We start from the raw sequence: 20,661 nt of genomic DNA, 5'->3' as shown, positions 1-20,661 counted from the left end.
TCGATGGGTTGAGGCGTTTCCGGACACTATCACAGCTCAAAAAATATACAAGCTACGCTCCGGCGAGCTGCCGGCGCTGAGCCGCCTGCGCACAAATCACCCGGCGGCGCGCGTCATCGGCCGAGCGCCACTCGCGGATGTCTTCGACATGACGCATGCAACCGAGGCAGATCTTCTGCTCATCCAACCGGCACACGCCGGTGCACGGCGAGGGCACGGCCGGGCTGACGTTGCTGTAGAGCGGCTTCGGCGGACGAACGGGCGCAGTATCAGTCACGAAATCACAGGCCTTCGAAATCGAATTCGGTGCCAGCCTGCTGCTTGACGATGCGCTCGAGCATTTCGCCCAGTTGCTCTTCGCTCTTGTCGCACATCCAGCGTTCGCTTTCTTCGTCGTAGTCGAAGTGGAAACCACCGGACACCGCGGCCAGCCACAGCTGACGCAACGGTTCCTGACGGCTGAAGATCAGCTGGGTGCCGTTCTCGAACTTGACGGTCAGCACACCGGCCGAGTTCTCCATGTCGATGTCCAGGTCGCTGTCGTCGAAGATGTCTTCCAGTTTTTCCTGGGTTTCATCGACCAGATCGTGGAAACGGGCTTCGGACAAACTCATTGCGGCAACCTCAAAAAATGTCTGATCAGGCTCAAGCGCCGCAAGATACGGACGCTGCCAGCCGATTGCAAAGGATAACGACCAAGCGCCCTGCCCGGCGACGAAATATCCACCCGCCACGCGGGAATAGTTTCCGCGCCACAGCCCGAGCCCCGCCGGACGGGAGTTCCGTCGCATAGGCAAGCTGCCGGGTGGCCGGTATACTCCGGCGCAATTAACGCATTTTCAAGGATTTCGCCATGAAGCGCCTGATCTCTTCCCTTGCTGCGCTCGTCGCGGTTGCCTGTCTCGTTTCGGCCTGCGGTCAGAAAGGCCCGCTGTACCTGCCCGATGAAGATCAGGACCCGGCCGAGCAAGCCCAGTCTTCGCAAAAGCAGCCTGCCTCCAAGGCACACAAGCACGACGTTTACTAAGGGATCGCCATGGACGCTTTTAACTACCGTGGCGGGGAACTGTTCGCGGAAGGTGTGGCGCTGTCCGCCATCGCCGATCGCTTCGGCACTCCCACCTACGTTTACTCCCGCGCGCACATCGAGGCCCAGTACCTGGCCTACGCCGATGCGCTGGCCGGCATGCCGCACCTGGTGTGCTTTGCGGTCAAGGCCAACTCCAACCTCGGCGTCCTGAATGTCCTGGCGCGTATCGGCGCCGGTTTCGACATCGTCTCCCGTGGCGAGCTGGAACGCGTTCTGGCCGCCGGTGGCAGCCCGGACAAGATCGTGTTCTCCGGCGTCGGCAAGACCCGTGACGACATGCGCCGTGCGCTGGAAGTCGGCGTGCATTGCTTCAACGTCGAATCCACTGACGAGCTCGAGCGCCTGCAAGTGGTCGCCGCCGAGCTGGGCGTTCGCGCGCCGATTTCGCTGCGCGTGAACCCGGACGTCGATGCCGGCACCCACCCGTACATTTCCACCGGTCTCAAAGAGAACAAGTTCGGCATCGCCATCGCCGACGCCGAAGACGTGTACGTGCGTGCCGCGCACCTGCCGAACCTGGAAGTGGTCGGCGTCGACTGCCACATCGGTTCGCAACTGACCACTCTGCCTCCGTTCCTCGATGCCCTCGACCGCCTGCTGGATCTGGTCGATCGCCTCGGCGATTGCGGCATCCACCTGCGCCACATCGATCTCGGTGGCGGCCTGGGTGTGCGTTATCGCGATGAAGAGCCGCCATTGGCCGCCGATTACATCAAGGCTGTGCGCGAGCGACTGGTCGGCCGTGATCTGGCGCTGGTGTTCGAACCGGGCCGCTTCATCGTCGCCAACGCCGGCGTGCTGCTGACCCAGGTCGAGTACCTCAAGCACACCGAACACAAAGACTTCGCCATCGTCGACGCGGCCATGAACGACCTGATCCGCCCGGCGCTGTACCAGGCCTGGATGGACGTGACCCCGGTCAAGCCACGCGAGACCGCTGCGCGTACCTACGACGTCGTCGGCCCGATCTGCGAAACCGGCGACTTCCTCGCCAAGGAACGCGAACTGGCGCTGGAAGAAGGCGATCTGCTGGCCGTGCATTCGGCCGGTGCCTACGGTTTCGTGATGAGCTCCAACTACAACACCCGCGGCCGCGCCGCCGAAGTGCTGGTGGATGGCGATCAGGCCTTTGAAGTGCGTCGCCGCGAAACCGTGGCCGAGCTGTTTGCCGGCGAAAGCCTGCTGCCGGAGTGACCCCATGCTGCTGCGTTTTACCAAGATGCATGGCCTGGGCAACGACTTCATGGTTCTCGACCTGGTCAGTCAGCACGCGCATATTCAGCCCAAGCACGCGAAAATGTGGGGCGACCGGCACACCGGCATCGGTTTCGACCAGTTGCTGATCGTCGAGGCGCCGAGCAACCCGGATGTGGATTTCCGTTACCGGATCTTCAACTCCGACGGTTCCGAAGTGGAGCAGTGCGGCAACGGTGCGCGCTGCTTCGCCCGCTTCGTGCTCGACAAACGCCTGACCGCCAAACGGCAGATCCGCGTCGAGACCAAGGGCGGCATCATTGAGCTGGACGTGCGTAACGACGGCCAGATCGGCGTGAACATGGGCGCCCCGCGCCTGGTGCCGGCGGACATCCCGTTCCAGGCGCCGGAGCAGGCCCTGAGTTATCAGGTCGATGTCGACGGTACGCCGGTCGATCTGGCGGCGGTGTCCATGGGCAACCCCCATGCGGTGCTGCGGGTCAGCGATATCAACACTGCACCGGTGCATGAACTGGGGCCGAAAATCGAACACCATCCGCGCTTCCCGGCGCGGGTCAACGTCGGTTTTCTCCAGGTCATCGACCGCCATCGCGCGCAACTGCGCGTGTGGGAACGTGGCGCCGGGGAAACCCAGGCCTGCGGCACCGGTGCCTGCGCTGCTGCTGTAGCGGCGATCAGTCAGGGGTGGATGGATTCGCCACTATTGATCGACCTGCCGGGCGGGCGTTTGTCCATAGAGTGGGCAGGCCCCGGCCAACCGGTGTTGATGACCGGCCCGGCAGTGCGCGTATACGAAGGACAAGTGCGTCTTTGAGTGAGCAGAAGCCATGACCGATAAGCCTCAGGTACCCGCCCGACAGTCCGGTGAATCAGCGTCCGAGAGCCTGGAGGCGGCAGCAGTTGCCGCGTACCTGGAGGCTCATCCGGACTTCTTCGTCGAACATGAAGAACTGTTGCCGTCCCTGCGCATCCCACATCAGCGCGGCGATACCGTCTCGCTGGTCGAGCGCCAGATGGCCATCCTGCGCGACCGCAACATCGAGATGCGTCATCGCCTCTCGCATTTGATGGACGTCGCCCGGGACAACGATCGCCTGTTCGACAAGACCCGTCGCCTGATCCTTGCACTGATGGACGCTGCCACCCTGGAAGACGTGGTGATCAGCGTCGAAGACAGCCTGCGCCAGGATTTCCAAGTGCCCTTCGTCAGCCTGATCCTGCTCGGCGACAACCCGGCCCCGGTCGGCCGCTGGGTGACCCACGCCGACGCGCAAACCGCCATCGGCGGATTGCTCACTGAAGGCAAGAGCGTCAGCGGCAGCCTGCGCGAACATGAACTGGACTTCCTGTTCGGCGAAGAGCAGCGCAAGCAGATCGGCTCCACCGCCGTGGTCGCCGTCAGCCACCAGGGCATCCACGGAATCCTGGCCATCGCCAGCCGTGACCCGCAGCACTACAAGAGTTCGGTCGGCACGCTGTTCCTCAGCTACATCGCCGAAGTCATGGGTCGCGTGCTGCCACGGGTCAACAGCTCCCTGCGCTCGGTACGCTGACCATGGAACGGCAACTGGACGCTTACTGCGAACACCTGCGCAGTGAGCGGCAGGTGTCGCCGCATACGCTGTCGGCCTACCGGCGCGATCTCGATAAAGTCCTCGGCTGGTGCATCAAACAGAACATCGGCAGCTGGCAGGCGCTCGACATCCAGCGCCTGCGCAGCCTGATCGCCCGCCTGCATGCCCAAGGCCAGTCCTCGCGCAGTCTGGCCCGCCTGCTCTCGGCGGTGCGCGGGCTCTATCACTATCTGAATCGCGAAGGTCTCTGCGATCACGATCCCGCAACGGGTCTCGCACCACCGAAAGGTGAACGTCGCCTGCCGAAAACCCTCGATACCGACCGAGCGCTGCAACTGCTCGAAGGCGCAGTCGAGGACGACTTTCTGGCCCGGCGCGATCAGGCGATTCTGGAATTGTTCTATTCCTCCGGCCTGCGGCTGTCGGAGCTGACCGGGCTCAATCTCGATCAGCTCGATCTGGCCGACGGCATGGTCCAGGTGCTCGGCAAGGGCAGCAAGACACGCCTGCTGCCCGTCGGCAAAAAGGCTCGGGAAGCGCTGGAGCAATGGCTGCCGCTGCGGGCGCTGACCAATCCGGCAGACGACGCCGTATTCGTCAGCCAGCAAGGCCGACGCCTCGGCCCGCGCGCGATACAGGTGCGGGTCAAACTGGCCGGCGAGCGCGAACTGGGGCAGAACCTGCACCCGCACATGCTGCGGCACTCCTTCGCCAGCCATTTGCTCGAGTCCTCCCAGGACCTGCGCGCGGTGCAGGAATTGCTCGGCCACTCGGATATCAAGACCACCCAGATCTATACCCACCTGGACTTCCAGCACCTGGCGGCGGTCTATGACAGCGCCCATCCACGGGCCAAACGCATGAAAGGCGATGATTCATGAGCATCCAGTTGATCACCTTCGACCTCGACGACACCCTGTGGGATACCGCCCCGGTGATCGTCAGCGCCGAAGCGGTTTTGCGCGAATGGCTGAGCGAACATGCACCGAAGCTGGGCGCGGTGCCGGTGGAACATCTGTGGTCGATCCGCGAGCGCGTGCTGAGCAGCGAACCGGGACTCAAGCACCGCATCAGCGCGCTGCGCCGGCGAGTGCTGTTCCATGCTTTGGAAGAGTCCGGGTACGCCCACGGCGAAGCGTCGGAGCTGGCAGACAAGAGTTTTGAAGTGTTCCTGCATGCGCGGCATCAGATCGAGGTGTTCCCGGAAGTCGAGCCGATCCTGGAAACCCTGGCCAAACACTACGCCCTCGGCGTGGTCACCAACGGCAACGCCGATGTGCGTCGGTTGGGGCTGGCGGATTACTTCAAGTTTGCGCTGTGCGCCGAAGACATCGGCATCGCCAAACCGGATGCGCGACTGTTCCATGAAGCGTTGCAGCGCGGCGGCGTCAGCGCCGAAGCGGCGGTGCATATTGGCGATCACCCGGGGGATGACATCGCCGGGGCGCAGCAGGCCGGTCTGCGAGCGATCTGGTTCAACCCCGCCGGCAAGGTCTGGGAAGCGGAGCGCCTGCCGGATGCCGAGATTCGCAGCCTGAACGATCTGCCCGCGGTGCTCGCCCGCTGGAACAGCCGCAGCTAACTTTCTTTCGCCCATGAAAAAGCCCGCAGCGACGGCGGGCTTTTTCAGCAAGCGAGCGACACGCCTCAGATAGGGCGGCTGCCGTACTTGTTGTCCGGTTTCTTGGGCGGATCGGCGACCACGTTGGCCTCCACTTCCTGCACCTTGCCGCCGCGTGCAAGGAACTCTTCCATGGCCTTGGCCAGGGCGTCGCGCTCCTTGTTCTTGGCTTCGATGCTCGGCAACTCGTCGACCGACACCGCAGCCTTGGCCTTGCCTTTGGCAGCCGGGGCCGGCGTATCGTCACCGCCATCGTCTTCAGCAACGTCTTCCGCTGCTGCTTCCAGACCGTCTTCGGCCTCGTCTTCGTCGCCTACTTCGAGGTCGTCGTTTTCCAGATCATCGTCGCTCATGTTCTACCTCATGACTTGCGAAAAGCAGATTAGTTATAGACCAGCTTTGGCGACTGTCGAAAGTCGCCGGAAAAAAATCGGTAACCATTGGTGACCAACGGTTTATGCCCCTTCACCGTGCAAGGTGGCGAGGACTTTACGGGCACCGCCATGATCACGGTGCTCGCCCAGATAAACGCCTTGCCAGGTACCCAGTGCCAGTCGGCCCGCCGTTACCGGCAAACTGATCTGACAGCCCAGCACGCTGGCCTTGAAGTGCGCCGGGAGGTCGTCCAGGCCTTCGTCGTTATGCTCATAGCCGTCTGCTCCTTGTGGGATCAGACGATTGAAAAATCGTTCGAAGTCGCGACGTACCGCCGGATCGGCGTTCTCGTTGATGGTCAACGACGCCGAGGTATGCTGCAGCCACAAATGCAACAGACCGACCCGGCATGCCTTGAGTTCAGGCAGGCCGGCGAGCAACTCGTCGGTCACCAGATGAAAGCCCCGGGGCCGTGCCCGCAGGGTTATCAGAGTCTGTTGCCACATACAGTTCTCCGCACGTTCGGGGCGCATTCTAGCGCGCTCTGGAAAAAAACAAAGGCCCTAATATTCCTTCAATGATGTAAGCCTTTGGCCGCAGAAAAACACTCGTCGTAAACACGACCAAAGCAGTACGAAAAATCCTTTCAGCTGTATCGGGGAAGACAAATTCCAGACAAAAAAATGCCCGGCGAGCCGGGCAAGTTTTTTGCGGCGCGTGCTTACAGGTTGTAGCCACGCTCGTTGTGTTGTGCCAGATCCAGGCCGACCGATTCTTCTTCCTCGGTCACGCGCAGACCCATCACGGCATCCAGCACCTTGAGGATGATGAAGGTGACGATCGCGGTATAGATCACGGTGAAGCCGACGCCTTTGCACTGAATCCAGACTTGTGCGGCGATGTCGGTGACGGTGCCGAAGCCACCCAGCGACGGTGCGGCGAACACACCGGTCAGGATCGCGCCGAGGATACCGCCGATACCGTGCACGCCGAAGGCGTCCAGGGAGTCGTCATAACCGAGTTTGCGTTTCAGGGTGGTGGCGCAGAAGAAGCACACCACGCCTGCCGCCAGACCGATGACCAGGGCACCCATCGGGCCCACGGTGCCAGCGGCCGGAGTGATCGCCACCAGACCTGCAACGACGCCGGATGCGATACCCAGTGCGCTAGGTTTGCCGTGGGTGATCCACTCGGCGAACATCCAGCCCAGTGCAGCAGCGGCGGTCGCGATCTGGGTCACCAGCATCGCCATGCCGGCGGTGCCGTTGGCGGCCGCAGCGGAACCGGCGTTGAAGCCGAACCAGCCGACCCACAGCATCGCCGCGCCCATCAGGGTGTAACCCAGATTGTGTGGCGCCATCGGCGTGGTCGGGAAGCCTTTGCGTTTACCCAGTACCAGGCAGGCAATCAGACCGGCCACACCGGCGTTGATGTGCACCACGGTGCCGCCCGCGAAGTCGAGTACGCCCCAGTCCCACATCAGGCCGCCGTTGCCGGACCAGACCATGTGCGCGATCGGTGCATAAACCAGGGTGAACCAGATGCCCATGAAGATCAGCATCGCGGAGAACTTCATCCGCTCGGCGAATGCACCGACGATCAGCGCCGGGGTGATGATCGCGAAGGTCATCTGGAAGGTGATGAAGACCGCCTCGGGGAACAGCGCCGCCGGGCCGGTCAGGCTCGCTGGCGTGACACCGGCCAGGAACGCCTTGCCGAAACCGCCCACGAACGAATTGAAGTTGACGACGCCCTGCTCCATGCCGGTGGTGTCGAACGCGATGCTGTAGCCATAAATGACCCACAGGACGCTGATCAGACCGGTAATGGCAAAGCACTGCATCATCACGGAAAGAATGTTTTTCGACCGGACCATGCCGCCGTAGAACAGCGCGAGGCCGGGAATGGTCATGAACAGCACGAGGGCTGTGGAGGTGAGCATCCAGGCGGTGTCGCCGGAGTTCAGGACTGGAGCTGCCACTTCGTCTGCCGCCATGGCCAGGCCGGGCATTACGATAGACAACAGGGCTCCTAGCCCTGCGAATTTACGCAGAGTCATATTGTTTTCTCCTGGGGCGTTGGGTTTGTGGCGGCGCTTAGATCGCGTCGGTATCGGTTTCGCCGGTACGGATGCGGATCGCCTGTTCCAGATTGACCACGAAGATCTTGCCGTCACCGATCTTGCCGGTGTTGGCAGCCTTGGTTATCGCCTCGATAACCCGATCCAGATCCTTGTCGTCGATGGCAACGTCGATTTTCACCTTGGGCAGAAAATCGACCACATACTCCGCGCCGCGATACAGCTCGGTGTGACCCTTCTGCCGACCGAAGCCTTTGACTTCAGTAACGGTAATGCCCTGCACGCCGATTTCGGACAGCGACTCGCGCACGTCGTCCAACTTGAACGGCTTGATGATGGCAGTGACTAGCTTCATGAAACTCTCTCCCGAATTGGTGGACTTGCCCCAGGAAAACAAACCCGACTCAAGTCTAAGCGCAGTGCCTGGCTTTGTAACGCTTCGTTGTCGACGCCAGCTAACCGCTCCAGACGAAACTCCCCGCTCCGTCTGCCGCACTGCATTCGTCACAGCGACTGCATCAGTGCATGGGTCGAAGGTGTCTAAGCAGAAAGCTTGCCATCTCGCCAAAAACCACTGATTTCAATCCCTTGGCCGCTGCGGCAGATGCCATCACCCAAATGGCACTCGGGATACGCACAACAACGGTGCGTGGCCGTGCATCCAGTTGCGCGAAAAGCGTGCATCCGTGCCTGCGCAAATGACTATAGACACTGCGTGATACACTGCCGGCCATAGTTTCCAGGACATATCCCATGCTCGCGCCCAAAGACTTCCTCGACGCCCTGAGCGGCACCGCCTCCCGCCTGTTCAGCGGCGACACGCCCTTGCCAAAAGCCGAAATCGAAAGCCAGTTCAAGATGCTGCTGCAAAGCGCCTTCAGCAAACTGGACCTGGTGAGCCGCGAAGAGTTTGACAGTCAGATGGTGGTGCTGGCGCGCACTCGGGCCAGGCTGGAGAGTCTTGAGGCGAAGGTGGCCGAGCTGGAAGCGAAGCTGACGCCGCCGGCGGAGTAACACCTCGTGTCTTTGTGAATGCGGCCCCTTGTGGGAGCGGGCTTGCCCGCGAATGAAGGTCGGAACGACCTTCCCGCCATTCAGGATTCGCTGCCGAATCTCGGCAGAATCCTACAGCTGGCAACCCCGCCGTCCGATTGCGTCGTGAAGCCCAGATTCCTAAGCTCACCCAATGCTGAATGTTCAGCACTGGGTTTGCGCCCAGTTTGGCCGATACGATTTCTGCCAGTCAGCGGCACTTTTTGAAGGTCGCCGCGACCTATGGCAAAGAATTGGAGCCAGATGGCTGGCTCGCCGGTGGCGGAACCTGAATCCCGAATTAAAAGACCGCCTAGTAGGCGGTTTTTTTACGCCTGACGATTAATCATTTCGACTCCAGCAACATCCAGTGAAGGTTTGCCCAGGCAGCCGTCCCTCCAACTCTCTCCTCCCCGACTACCCTTAAAAAACCGCAGGAAGCGGCCCCCGATTCAACTCAAGGAACGACCATGTCCCTCGCCATCGTCCACAGCCGCGCCCAGATAGGCGTGGATGCCCCCGCCGTCACCGTCGAAGTTCACCTGGCCAACGGCTTGCCCTCGCTGACCATGGTCGGCCTGCCCGAAGCGGCAGTGAAGGAGAGCAAGGACCGGGTGCGCAGTGCGATCATCAATTCCGGGCTGCAGTTTCCGGCGCGGCGGATCACCTTGAATCTGGCGCCGGCGGATCTGCCCAAGGATGGCGGGCGGTTCGATCTGGCGATTGCGCTGGGAATTCTGTCGGCGAGTGTGCAGGTGCCGACGTTGACCCTGGATGACGTGGAATGCCTGGGTGAGCTGGCGTTATCCGGTGCAGTGCGGGCGGTGCGTGGGGTGTTGCCAGCGGCGCTGGCGGCGCGCAAGGCAGGGCGGACGCTGGTGGTGCCGCGGGCGAATGCCGAGGAGGCGTGTCTGGCGTCAGGACTGAGGGTGATCGCAGTGGATCATCTGCTGGAGGCTGTGGCGCATTTCAACGGGCATACACCGGTCGAGCCTTATGTCTCGGATGGGTTGATCCATGCCGCCAAACCCTATCCCGACTTGAATGAGGTACAGGGCCAACTGGCCGCCAAACGGGCGCTGCTGATTGCCGCCGCCGGTGCGCACAATCTGCTGTTCAGCGGGCCACCGGGGACGGGCAAGACGTTGCTGGCCAGCCGATTACCGGGATTGCTGCCACCGCTGGCCGAGAGTGAAGCGCTGGAAGTGGCGGCGATTCAATCCGTCGCCAGCGGCGCACCGTTGACCCACTGGCCGCAGCGCCCGTTCCGCCAACCGCATCACTCGGCCTCCGGGCCGGCATTGGTCGGCGGCAGTTCAAAACCGCAACCCGGTGAAATCACCCTCGCCCATCACGGCGTGCTGTTTCTCGATGAGCTACCCGAGTTTGATCGCAAGGTGTTGGAGGTTCTGCGCGAACCGCTGGAATCCGGCTGCATCGTGATCGCAAGGGCCAAGGAACGGGTGCGGTTTCCCGCGAGATTCCAGCTGGTCGCGGCGATGAACCCCTGCCCCTGTGGATATCTTGGCGAACCGAGCGGCAAGTGCTCGTGCACGCCGGACATGGTGCAGCGCTATCGCAACAAACTGTCGGGGCCGTTGCTGGACCGGATCGATTTGCACCTGACGGTGGCGCGGGAGGCCACAGCGTTGAACCCTGCGGTGAAACCGGGAGAGGACAGCGCCAGCGCGGCCACGCGGGTCGCCGAGGCCCGCGAGCGTCAGCAAAAACGTCAGGGCTGTGCCAATGCGTTTCTCGATTTGCCGGGGCTGAAGAAGCACTGCAAGTTATCCACAGCCGATGAAACCTGGCTGGAGTCAGCCTGTGAGCGACTGACCCTGTCGCTGCGTTCAGCACATCGGCTGCTCAAGGTTGCACGGACACTGGCCGATATAGAGAAGGTTGATGCCATATCACGTGAGCATCTGGCCGAAGCGCTGCAATATCGCCCAGCGACGCAATGACGGGATGGACAGGCAGCTTACAGGCGACCTGTGCCAGCTGAAAATAAAGTCCGCGCGCGCTGATAGCCATTAGCCAAGATGTGATATAACGACGGCGCTTTTCATCAGGCGCCAGAGCTTTTAGTTAAAAACTTCAAACTTTAAAGCAATATAAAATGGAGGCGACACATCATGGAAAAGAACTCTTCAGCCCAGCGGGCGCAATACACTTGATCAATAAAATCGTCATGAGACGGCGGACTTAAAACAACTGCCGATGACAGATCTTCAATGGCGAACGCGTCAAGACAATATCAATCAGTTGTCTACGCGCAATCCAGCTGATCCAACTTTTTTGCCACGGCAAATTTTAAAAGTACAAGTCAATAATGAAAAACGTCTATTTGATCAGCAATGTCACCCGTGGCGGAAAAACCTACCTCGAATACCTGATCCCGGCGCTCAATGCCCTGCGCCACGCCTACAACTGCATCGTGCTGCAGACCGACAAGACCGGCCTGAGCAGGCAGGAGGCAGAAGAGATCCTTGACTATCCGGTTGAGCAGGTTGAAGTCGAAGTCATCGCGAACCTGGCCTCGCAAGTCGTCATTTCAAACGATGCCTGGATTGGCCGACTGCTCGACGATTCGAACTTCGGTATTTTCCTGACCCACGGCAATGTGGGAATGCCGACCAAAGACAAGTATTACTACGCCGAACTGACGTCCTATTGGGATGTGGTCATTTCTTCGTCCCGATCGGGTTTTGATCTGATCAGATCGGGCCTGCAACGCTACAGACCCGACAGAAAGGCCCTGAAATCGCTGATTGCCGATGGCATAGCCTTGCGCTCCGACCTGCGCAAGACCAGTCCGGTCGCGACTCTGCCCATCAAGGTTCCGAAATTCTTTGAATCCGCTCCCGGGTCAAACAAGGCGTCGGATGATTTCGTTGTCGGACTGCTGCCGACCCAACTGGGAATCTGCCCAAGCGGCGCCTCCCTGTACGAGAACCTGCAAACCGTGATCAACGCGGTCAAATCACAGATCCCTCACGCCCGGTTCATCCTGCGTCCGTACATGGCCGACCTTCAGCATCCAACCCTGAAGGACCTGTGCAACCAGCTCTCGGCGTATGAATGGATCACCATCGACACGACGGGCACCAGCAGCACGGTTTTCTACCAGCAGTGCGACACCATCATTACCGATGCCTCGACCGGCGGTGTCTCGTTCATGCTCAACACGTGCAGGCTGCCAATCTATTACGTTCCGACGACCGACGAGTCCAACCCGACCGTCGACGTCTGGTTGCAGCAAATGAACAACTTGCTGCCCATCGCCAAGAACGGCGAAGAACTCAAAGAGCTGGCACTCGGTTTCAGCCTGATGCCCCCTGAAGACTGCTACTTCATTTACAAGAAGTTCTATGAGAGTCAATACAGCAACTTGCCATTACCGCAGGATGTGTTTCACGACTTGATTGAAAACAGGCACGACTCGATGTTCTGCCAACTAACCATCGACTCTTTTGGCAACATCAAAGAACGTGACTGAATACTTGTATCGCGTATTGAACCGGTGCAGGTTCATCACGCCAGGTATCCAAACCGGACACTGGTCAGAATGCTATGAAATGTAACCCTCACGCGCAGGTGATCTGGATTACGGGCCTTTCAGGCGCCGGCAAATCAACGCTGGCCGGTGATCTCGTTGACCGTCTGCGCAGCCGCGGCGAATCGGTCGTGATGCTCGACGGCGACGAGCTGCGCGAGGTGTTCGGCGCCACCGCAGCCAGCTCGCAGAACCATGGCCGCGAAGGGCGACTCGCGCTGGCCATGCAATACGCCCACCTCTGCAGAATGATCGCCGCACAAGGCCACACCGTGGTGATCGCAACGATTTCGCTGTTTCGTGAAGTTCATGCGTGGAACCGTGCCCACCTGCCCGGCTATTTCGAGGTTTATCTCAAAGTACCGTTAGAGGAACTCGGTCGCCGGGATCCCAAGGGCATCTACCGTCGGTTTCATGCCGGTGAACTGCACAACGTTGCCGGTCTCGACCTGCCTGTGGATGAACCGCAGGCAGCGGACTGGCTGGTTGAATTCGACCCGCTGCGCTCCAGGCACGACCTGGCAGACGATCTACTCAATAAAATCAATACAAGGAATCCGGCATGAAAACCGAATGGGATTACACCACCCTGGCCGACGCTTACCTGAAGCGTCCTGACTACGCCGATGCTGCCATCGATGCCATGCTCTCGATCGCAGGTGCCGAACAGGGCGACAAATTCTGTGACGTCGGCGCCGGCGTTGCGCACCTGACGCTGATGCTGGCCGCTCGCGGTCTGGACGTCACCGCCGTGGAGCCCAACGATGCAATGCGCGGCAACGGCATCAAGCGCACTGCCGAACTGACCAATGTCAAATGGCACGAAGGCACCGGCGAAGCGACCGGGCAAGCGACCCAGGCGTTCGACATGGTCACCTTCGGCAGCTCGTTCAACGTCTGCGACCGCCAGCAGGCCCTCAAGGAAACCGCGCGCATTCTCAAGCCACGGGGTTGGTTCGCCTGCATGTGGAACCACCGCAACCTGGAAGACCCGATCCAGGCCCGAATCGAAGCGATCATCAAGGAACGCGTACCCGGTTATGGCTACGGCACCCGCCGCGAAGACCAGACGGCCGTGATCGACGCCAGCGAACTGTTCGGCCCGGTCGTGCATCTGGATGCCCGCGTCGTTCACCAGCAGAGCATCGAAGAATGCCTGGAAGCCTGGCGCTCCCACGCCACGCTGGAGCGTCAGGCCGGTGCGAATTTCCATGAAGTGATCAGCGCCATCGACGACTACCTCAAGGGCCTGAAGACGCCTTCGATCCAGATTCCGTACTCGACGAACATTTGGGTCGCCCAGCTGAGATAACGCCTGATGGCCCTGCATTTCTCTACCAAGGCCGGGACGCTGTCCAGCCTGCAAGGACGGCTCACCTCGGCCTGCATTGCTCCGCTATTGGCATTCACAGTGGCGGACTGGCGGCGGGACCGGCAAGCCTGTGTCCAGGCGATCCGGGAACGACTGCCGGCCGCCCCGTGGATCGTGCGCTCCAGTTGCGGGCGCGAGGACAGTGCCCAAGCGTCCTTAGCGGGCGCCTTCCTGTCGATCCCGAATGTCGACGATGCAGGGCTGAGCCCGGCGGTGGAACAGGTCATCGCCAGTTATGGCGAGGCGTGTCCGGCGGATGAAATACTGATCCAGCCCATGCTGGAGAATGTGCTGCGATCCGGCGTGGCGTTTTCCCATGACCCCAACACCTGCGCGCCCTATCGCGTGGTTAACTGGTCGGAAGGCAACGACACGGCCTCGGTGACCGGTGGCATGGGCGGTCGGCTCTGGCAGCAGGCTGCCCAGAGCAAGGTTGCAGCGCCCGCCGCCCTCGCGCCCGTGGTTGGCCTGCTCGAAGAGCTGCTGGCACTGTTCGGTGGCGAGCCCGTCGACTGTGAGTTTGCCGTCACACGGGAAGCCGAAGGCGAAGTGCTCTGGCTGTTGCAGGCCCGACCCCTGATCCTGCCTTCCCGTCCAGAGACCGATGCCGAGCAATCGGCCCGGCTGGACAGCATTCAGCGCAAAGTGGCGCGCGGCATGCGACCGCATCCGTTCCTGATCGGACAGCGCACCGTCTATGGCGTGATGCCTGACTGGAACCCGGCGGAAATCATCGGTATCCGGCCCAAACCGTTGGCGCTCTCGTTGTACCGGGACCTGGTGACCGATTCCATCTGGGCTTACCAGCGGCACAACTACGGCTACCGCAACCTGCGCAGCTTTCCGCTGATGCCGCACTTTTTCGGCCTGCCTTATATCGATGTGCGCCTGTCGTTCAACTCGTTCATTCCGGCGGACCTCGATGAGGATCTGGCGGGACGACTGGTCGACTATTACATCGACCGGTTGCTGGCCGAACCGACACTCCACGACAAGGTGGAGTTCGAGATCGTGTTCTCGTGCTACACCCTGGACCTCTCGCAGCAGCTGGAACGCCTCGCCGATGCAGGCTTTCAGCCCCACGAGCTGGAAGCGATCAGCACCAGCCTGCGCCAGCTGACCAACCGCATCGTCCATCCCAAGGACGGTCTGTGGCGCAGCGATGCCAACAAGCTGGATGTGCTCAATGCACGTCGTGAGGAGCTGCTGGCTTCCGATGCCGATCCGCTGGAGCGCATTTACTGGCTGCTGGAAGATGCGAAACGCTATGGCACCCTGCCCTTCGCCGGTCTGGCCCGTGCGGGTTTCGTCGCCGTGCAGATGCTCAGGTCGCTGGTGTCCGTGGGCGTGTTCTCTCAGGCCGACTACGATGCGTTCATGGCCGGTGTTTCAACCGTCAGCGGGCAGCTGGCGCGCGACCGGGCGACGCTCGGCAAGTCAGAATTCCTTGCGCGTTACGGCCATTTGCGACCGGGCACCTACGACATTCTGTCTCCCCGTTACGATGAAGCACCGGAACTCTATTTCGACTGGACACAGCGTCCCTCCGCCCCGGAACCCCTTCAGCCGTTTTCGCTGACGCTGCCGCAGATGCGCGAGATCGTGAAGCTGCTGGAAGCCCATGGTTTGCAGCCTGATCCAGTGGGTTTGCTGGACTTCCTGCAGAACGGTATCGAACTGCGGGAGCTGGCCAAGTTTCACTTCACCCGCAATCTCTCCGATGCCCTTGCCCTGATTGCACAAGTCGGTGCCGAGCACGGCATCGATCGCGAAGACCTGGCTTACTGCGACATCCGCGCCTTCACCGAACTGCACGTGGCGGCGGCGGATCCGAAAGAGGTGCTGCTGCGCAGCATCGAACAGGGCAAGGCGCGTTATGCCGAGACGCTCAAGGTCTCCCTGCCGCCGGTGATCACCCGCCCGGAAGATGTCTGGAGCTTCGAGTGGCCGGAAACGGCGCCCAATTTCATCACCCAGAAACGCGTGACCGCGCCGGTTGTGCTGTGCGATGACCGGGACAAACTCGCCGGGGCGATCGTCTGCATTCCCAATGCCGATCCGGGGTTCGACTGGCTGTTCGCCTACCCGATTGCCGGATTGATCACCGCCTGGGGCGGCGCCAACTCGCACATGGCGATTCGTGCGGGCGAACTGGGCTTGCCGGCCGTCATTGGTGCGGGTGAAGTGCTTTACCGGCGCTGGTCGACCGCGGACTTCCTGCACCTGGATTGCCCGGGCCGCCGGGTGGAGATGATGACATGAAGGTGGTCGCAGTCAGTCAACGGGTGGACAGCCATCCCGAGCGCGAAGAAACCCGTGATGCACTGGATCAGCGACTGATCGGGTTCCTTCTGACAGCCGGCTTCATCCCGGTGCCAGTACCCAACGGCTTTCCGCTCGATCACTGGCTGGCGGCCGTCGCGCCACACGCCATCGTGCTGTCGGGTGGCAATGACATCGGTCAGTGGCCGGCCCGCGACCGTACCGAGAGCGAGTTACTGGATCACGCTCGCGAACGTCAGTTGCCGGTACTGGGCATTTGTCGCGGCATGCAGATGCTGGCGCACGAGGCTGGCGGCGAGTTGAAACCGGTGACCGGTCATGTGCGAACCCGGCATCAGCTGTCCGGCCGGATCGTCGCCGAGGTGAACAGCTATCATGGCCTCGCTCTTGCCGGTTGCCCGCAGGGTTTCGACGTCATGGCGCGCAGCGAGGACGGTGAAATCGAAGCCATCCGCCACCTTCAACTGCCTTGGGAAGGCTGGATGTGGCACCCGGAGCGCGAAGCGGATTTTGCCACCCACGACCTAGAACGTATCCGGCAGCTGTTCGGCGAACCTGACTCCATTCAATAACCCACGGGATAGACGTGTTGTGAAAGCCATTATTCTGGCTGCCGGACGTGGCAGTCGCATGAAAAGCCTCACGGATGAGCGCCCCAAGTGCCTGGTCGAGCTGCGAGGCAAAGCCCTGCTCGAATGGCAGCTGGAATCCTTGCGCGCGGCGGGCATCAGCGAAATCGCCATAGTGACCGGCTATAAAAGAGAGTGGCTGGCCGAGCGTGACCTGATCGAATTCCACAACCCACGCTGGGCGGACACCAACATGGTGTCGTCGCTGGCGTGCGCCGAATCCTGGCTGCAGGGCCAGCCGTGCATCGTGAGTTATTCCGATATTTTCTACAGCCCGGACGCCGTTCGTTCGTTGGTGACCAACGAAGCATCGCTGGCCGTCACCTACGACCCCCATTGGCTGAAATTGTGGACGCAGCGTTTCGGCGATCCGTTGCTGGATGCCGAAACGTTCCGCCTGACCGACGCAGGTACGCTGGCCGAAATCGGCAACAAGCCGCAATCGGTGGACGAAGTTCAGGGTCAGTACATGGGGCTGCTGCGCTTCACCCCTGAGGGTTGGGCAGAAGTCGTTCGGCTACGAGCCGAACTGACCCCGGAACAACGCGACAAGATGCACATGACCAACACCCTGCAACGTGTCATCGATGCGGGTCGGGTTCCGGTCGCGGCCGTGGCCTACAGCGGAGAATGGGGAGAGGTCGACTCCAGCGAAGACCTCTCCGCTTACCAGTAAGCGGGCACGGCGCCTCAACGGAAGCGGTCGACTTCCTGGCGCAGGTCGGCTGCCAGGCCTTCCAGTTCCTTGGCGGTGATTGCCAGGTTCGACACCACTTCGCGCTGCTCGCTGTTGGCCATCGCGATGCTTTGCAGGTTGCTGCTCAACAGCGTCGCGGTACTGCTCTGTTCCTGGGTCGCGGTGGTAATCGCCGCAAACTGCTGGCCTGCCGAACGGCTCTGCTCATCGATCCGCGCCAGCGCCGAAGCGACGTTGGCGTTGCGCGACAGGCCTTCCTGCATCAGCAGGTTGCCCTGCTCCATGTTGCTGATGGCGTTGCCGGTTTCCTGCTGAATGCTGTGAATCATGCTGGAAATTTCATCCGTCGCCTGACGGGTACGCGAGGCCAGGCTGCGCACCTCGTCGGCCACCACGGCAAAGCCGCGACCCTGCTCGCCGGCGCGGGCCGCTTCGATGGCAGCGTTGAGTGCCAGCAGGTTGGTCTGTTCGGCAATCGAGGTAATCACGCTGACGATGCCGCCGATTTCCTGGGAGCGCTGACCCAGGGTGTTGATCACGGTCGCGGTGGTGTTCAGCGCACCGGCAATCTGCTCCAGCGAGGAAGATGCTTCTTCCATCGAGGTGCGACCGATCTGGGTCTGCTGGGCATTTTCCTGAGCCAGACGCTGGGTGTTGCCCATGTTGTCGGCAATGTTCAGCGACGTGGCGGAGAACTCTTCAACCGCACCGGCCATGCTGGTAATTTCGCCAGACTGTTGCTCCATGCCTTCATAGGCGCCGCCAGACAGACCGGACAGCGCTTGAGCCCGACGGTTGACCTCTTCCGAGGCGCGGCGGATGTGCTCGACCATGGTCGACAAGGCCTGGCTCATCTGGTTGAACGCACGGGCCAGTTGGCCGATTTCGTCATTGCTCGACACGTTCAGACGCACACTCAGATCACCGGCGCCCAAGGCTTCGGCCTGACGGACCAGATCGCCCAGCGGCGCCAGTTTGCTGCGCAGCAACCAGACCACGGAACCGACCGCCAGCAACATCGCCAGCAGACTGCCGATGGCCAGCTGAGTGCCGACGCTCCAGGTCACCGCGCGGATCTCAGCCTTCGGCATGCTCGCCACCACCGACCACGGGCCGCCTTCGAAAGGCACGGCAATGCTGTAGAAATCTTCGGACTTGTCGCTCCAGAACCGGCCTTTACCCGGCGCCTTCGCCAAATCGTTGACCACAGGAATCGCTTGATCCAGCGCCTGCACGCCCGCCGGCGCCACCAGCCATTGGTTTTTCTCGTCCAGCAATGCCAGCGAACCGGTCTGGCCGATGCGGAAGCGCTTGAGGTTGTCGAACTGGGCGTTCTGCGCGTCGGTGTAATCGAAGCCGACGAACAACACCGCAATCACCTTGCCGCTGCTGTCACGCACCGGGGTGTATTGGGTCATGTAGGAGCGATCGAACAGCAGAGCACGACCGACGTAGCCCTGCCCTGCCATCAACTTCGCGTAGGCCGGGTGGGCGTGATCGAGCACGGTGCCGATGGCGCGAGTGCCATCCTGTTTGGTCAGCGAGGTGCTGACGCGGATGAAGTCTTCGCCGCTGCGCACGAACAGCGTGGCGACACCCGCCGTCATCTGTTTGAACTCGTCGACTTCCTTGAAGTTGTTGTTCAACACTTCGCTGCCCAGGTGCAGGCCCGGGGCCTGGGTGCCGGCGACGTTGACCGGCTCGCTCGGATGAATGCTCAGGCCGGCGCTGAAGCGTTTCTCGAACAGCCCGCTCAGGCGCTGGGTGCTTTCACGCAGCGTGCCGTGGAAAGTGCTCAACTGATCGGCGAGCAGGCGTGCCTCGCTGGCCAGGTGTTCTTCACGGGTGGCGAGGTTGGCGGTATCCAGCGAACGCAGGGCGAACACCGTACTGCCGCTGATGACTATCGCCAGTATCACGGCGAGCGCGAGGCCCAGCTGCGAGGCGATCCGAGCGCGAGGTTGAGACATGGACAGCTCCTGGCCGAACTTCCGATCCTCCTTGATCGCAGCTCGGATAATTTTCTAATGGGGGGTGAATCGTGGAGACCGGCACGACGGTCCCACATGCACGTATTCGGCGGTGAAACCGAATACTTGAGCGATCAGCAGGGGTATAGCGAAAGGCCGGCATTGTGCAGGCTCGAACGTTTCAGCTCAAGCGCGTGACCGCCGGCAGCGCCATGGCGCGCACTTCGTTTTGCAGGAAGTCGCTGAGGCGGCGCAAACGTTCACCTCCCGGACGGGTCTTTGGCCACACCAGGTAATAATTCAGTCCGCTGGCGACCGCCGTCGGCCAAGGCAGACTCAGGCGCCCTTGCGCGACATCCTCGGCCACCATCAGCAGATCGCCCATGGAGACCCCATAGCCCCGGGCCGCCGCGATCATGCCCAGTTCCAGCGTATCGAACACCTGCCCGCCCTTGAGCGACACCTGATCCGACAGCCCCATGTGCTCCAGCCAGCTACGCCAGTCCCGGCGATCCGGCGTCGGGTGCAGCAACTCGGCGCTGGCCAGTCGCGCCACATCCCAGGGCTGATCGTTGAGCAGGTTCGGCGCGCCGACCGGAATCAGCTCTTCGGGAAACAGCAGACTGGCTTCCCAGTCCAGCGGAAAATGCCCGTCGCTCAGCAATACTGCGCAATCGAAGGGCTCGTTGTTGAAGTCCACCGAATCCACATCCATCCACGCACTGGTCAGTTGCACCTCATTGCCGGGCTGCAAATGGCGGAAGCGACTGAGCCGCGCCAGCAACCAGCGCATGGTCAGGGTCGACGGGGCCTTCATGCGCAGGATGTCATCTTCGGCTCGCAAGGTATTGCAGGCTCGCTCCAGCGCGGCGAAGCCTTCGCGGATGCCCGGCAGCAGCAGGCGCGCCGACTCGGTCAGTTGCAGGTTGCGCCCGCTGCGGTGGAACAAGCGGCAGGCGAAGTGCTCTTCGAGCGTACGGATGTGCCGGCTCACCGCACTCTGGGTAATCGACAATTCTTCAGCCGCCCGGGTGAACGAACTGTGGCGGGCCGCCGCTTCGAATGCGCGCAGGGCATACAAGGGTGGAAGACGACGGGACATGCACAACGCTCCAATGGCGGGATTGCGTCAACTTAGCAGAATCGCGGCAGGATGAGTTTTAATCA

Annotated in this window: 22 protein-coding genes; 14 read left to right on the top strand and 8 right to left on the bottom strand. The window is 61.5% G+C overall.

The genetic code is table 11. From position 1 onward, the window contains the following. Positions 1 to 52 precede the first annotated feature (52 nt). The gene (locus JKA62_RS17610; protein WP_201818812.1) at positions 53 to 277 is read right to left on the bottom strand and encodes a DUF1289 domain-containing protein; all 225 of its coding nucleotides are present in this window, start codon (positions 275 to 277) and stop codon (positions 53 to 55) included. A gap of 4 nt (positions 278 to 281) precedes the next feature. Beyond that, positions 282 to 614 (bottom strand): iron donor protein CyaY, encoded by a 333-nt coding sequence (cyaY, locus tag JKA62_RS17605; RefSeq protein WP_007951887.1) that lies wholly within the window; start codon positions 612 to 614, stop codon positions 282 to 284. 239 nt (positions 615 to 853) lie between these two features. On the opposite strand from cyaY, the gene lptM reads away from it, so the two are divergent. The 6 genes from lptM to JKA62_RS17575 are packed head-to-tail and all read left to right on the top strand — an operon-like array spanning position 854 to position 5,461. Then, a complete protein-coding gene (lptM, locus tag JKA62_RS17600; protein WP_082934452.1) occupies positions 854 to 1,027 on the top strand; it encodes an LPS translocon maturation chaperone LptM in 174 nt (57 codons plus the stop codon). Positions 1,028 to 1,036: 9 nt separating this feature from the next. Beyond that, on the top strand, positions 1,037 to 2,284 hold the full coding sequence (lysA, locus tag JKA62_RS17595) for a diaminopimelate decarboxylase (protein WP_007951889.1): 1,248 nt from the start codon (positions 1,037 to 1,039) through the stop codon (positions 2,282 to 2,284). A 4-nt stretch (positions 2,285 to 2,288) separates the two neighbouring features. Beyond that, complete coding sequence (dapF, locus tag JKA62_RS17590) at positions 2,289 to 3,119, top strand: diaminopimelate epimerase (RefSeq protein WP_011336523.1); 831 nt, start codon at positions 2,289 to 2,291, stop codon at positions 3,117 to 3,119. A gap of 13 nt (positions 3,120 to 3,132) precedes the next feature. Further along, the gene (locus tag JKA62_RS17585) at positions 3,133 to 3,858 is read left to right on the top strand and encodes a DUF484 family protein (RefSeq protein WP_007951894.1); all 726 of its coding nucleotides are present in this window, start codon (positions 3,133 to 3,135) and stop codon (positions 3,856 to 3,858) included. 2 nt (positions 3,859 to 3,860) lie between these two features. Then, positions 3,861 to 4,760, top strand: coding sequence for a tyrosine recombinase XerC (gene xerC, locus JKA62_RS17580; protein WP_103385881.1), 900 nt, complete (start codon positions 3,861 to 3,863; stop codon positions 4,758 to 4,760). After that, the gene (locus tag JKA62_RS17575) at positions 4,757 to 5,461 is read left to right on the top strand and encodes an HAD family hydrolase (RefSeq protein ID WP_201818810.1); all 705 of its coding nucleotides are present in this window, start codon (positions 4,757 to 4,759) and stop codon (positions 5,459 to 5,461) included. The genes xerC and JKA62_RS17575 overlap by 4 nt, the downstream gene beginning before the upstream one ends. A 65-nt stretch (positions 5,462 to 5,526) precedes the next feature. Here JKA62_RS17575 and sutA read toward each other — a convergent pair whose 3' ends face one another. The 4 genes from sutA to glnK form a co-directional block, all read right to left on the bottom strand. Next, positions 5,527 to 5,853 (bottom strand): transcriptional regulator SutA, encoded by a 327-nt coding sequence (gene sutA / locus JKA62_RS17570; protein WP_007951900.1) that lies wholly within the window; start codon positions 5,851 to 5,853, stop codon positions 5,527 to 5,529. A 102-nt stretch (positions 5,854 to 5,955) separates the two neighbouring features. Then, positions 5,956 to 6,381 (bottom strand): secondary thiamine-phosphate synthase enzyme YjbQ, encoded by a 426-nt coding sequence (locus JKA62_RS17565; protein ID WP_011336526.1) that lies wholly within the window; start codon positions 6,379 to 6,381, stop codon positions 5,956 to 5,958. 215 nt (positions 6,382 to 6,596) lie between these two features. Next, a complete protein-coding gene (locus JKA62_RS17560) occupies positions 6,597 to 7,934 on the bottom strand; it encodes an ammonium transporter (protein WP_007951904.1) in 1,338 nt (445 codons plus the stop codon). Positions 7,935 to 7,971: 37 nt separating this feature from the next. Continuing rightward, complete coding sequence (glnK, locus tag JKA62_RS17555) at positions 7,972 to 8,310, bottom strand: P-II family nitrogen regulator (protein ID WP_002555808.1); 339 nt, start codon at positions 8,308 to 8,310, stop codon at positions 7,972 to 7,974. Between the two features lie 398 nt (positions 8,311 to 8,708). Here glnK and JKA62_RS17550 point away from each other — a divergent pair, with 398 nt between their 5' ends. The 8 genes from JKA62_RS17550 to JKA62_RS17515 all read left to right on the top strand — a co-directional run bounded on the left by JKA62_RS17550 (position 8,709) and on the right by JKA62_RS17515 (position 17,503). After that, complete coding sequence (locus tag JKA62_RS17550) at positions 8,709 to 8,969, top strand: accessory factor UbiK family protein (protein WP_011336527.1); 261 nt, start codon at positions 8,709 to 8,711, stop codon at positions 8,967 to 8,969. 488 nt (positions 8,970 to 9,457) lie between these two features. Continuing rightward, positions 9,458 to 10,951 carry a YifB family Mg chelatase-like AAA ATPase gene (locus tag JKA62_RS17545; RefSeq protein WP_011336528.1) on the top strand — a complete coding sequence of 498 codons (1,494 nt, stop codon included), beginning with the start codon at positions 9,458 to 9,460 and terminating at the stop codon, positions 10,949 to 10,951. 383 nt (positions 10,952 to 11,334) lie between these two features. Beyond that, positions 11,335 to 12,486: a hypothetical protein gene (locus JKA62_RS17540; RefSeq protein WP_236676576.1), complete on the top strand. Its 1,152-nt coding sequence runs from the start codon at positions 11,335 to 11,337 to the stop codon at positions 12,484 to 12,486. Between the two features lie 74 nt (positions 12,487 to 12,560). Next, positions 12,561 to 13,109 (top strand): adenylyl-sulfate kinase, encoded by a 549-nt coding sequence (locus JKA62_RS17535; RefSeq protein ID WP_011336530.1) that lies wholly within the window; start codon positions 12,561 to 12,563, stop codon positions 13,107 to 13,109. Continuing rightward, entirely contained in the window at positions 13,106 to 13,855 is a 750-nt protein-coding gene (locus JKA62_RS17530; protein ID WP_011336531.1) for a class I SAM-dependent methyltransferase, read from the top strand. The genes JKA62_RS17535 and JKA62_RS17530 overlap by 4 nt, the downstream gene beginning before the upstream one ends. A 6-nt stretch (positions 13,856 to 13,861) precedes the next feature. Next, positions 13,862 to 16,177, top strand: a complete 2,316-nt coding sequence (locus tag JKA62_RS17525) for a PEP-utilizing enzyme (RefSeq protein ID WP_011336532.1) — start codon at positions 13,862 to 13,864, stop codon at positions 16,175 to 16,177. Next, entirely contained in the window at positions 16,174 to 16,770 is a 597-nt protein-coding gene (locus JKA62_RS17520; protein ID WP_011336533.1) for a gamma-glutamyl-gamma-aminobutyrate hydrolase, read from the top strand. Before JKA62_RS17525 ends, JKA62_RS17520 begins: the two co-directional genes overlap by 4 nt. Before the next feature lie 19 nt (positions 16,771 to 16,789). Further along, complete coding sequence (locus tag JKA62_RS17515) at positions 16,790 to 17,503, top strand: phosphocholine cytidylyltransferase family protein (protein ID WP_201818805.1); 714 nt, start codon at positions 16,790 to 16,792, stop codon at positions 17,501 to 17,503. A gap of 14 nt (positions 17,504 to 17,517) precedes the next feature. Here the strand turns inward: JKA62_RS17515 and JKA62_RS17510 are convergent, their stop codons facing one another. Next, a complete protein-coding gene (locus JKA62_RS17510) occupies positions 17,518 to 19,494 on the bottom strand; it encodes a methyl-accepting chemotaxis protein (protein WP_011336535.1) in 1,977 nt (658 codons plus the stop codon). Positions 19,495 to 19,675: 181 nt separating this feature from the next. Then, positions 19,676 to 20,596: a LysR substrate-binding domain-containing protein gene (locus tag JKA62_RS17505; RefSeq protein ID WP_011336536.1), complete on the bottom strand. Its 921-nt coding sequence runs from the start codon at positions 20,594 to 20,596 to the stop codon at positions 19,676 to 19,678. Positions 20,597 to 20,661: the final 65 nt, after the last annotated feature.

This window comes from Pseudomonas sp. B7 (assembly GCF_016735645.1).
GTDB lineage: Bacteria > Pseudomonadota > Gammaproteobacteria > Pseudomonadales > Pseudomonadaceae > Aquipseudomonas > Aquipseudomonas glycinae.
Note: the sequence above shows the minus strand (reverse complement) of the source record. Positions and strands in the feature narration are given on the sequence as shown.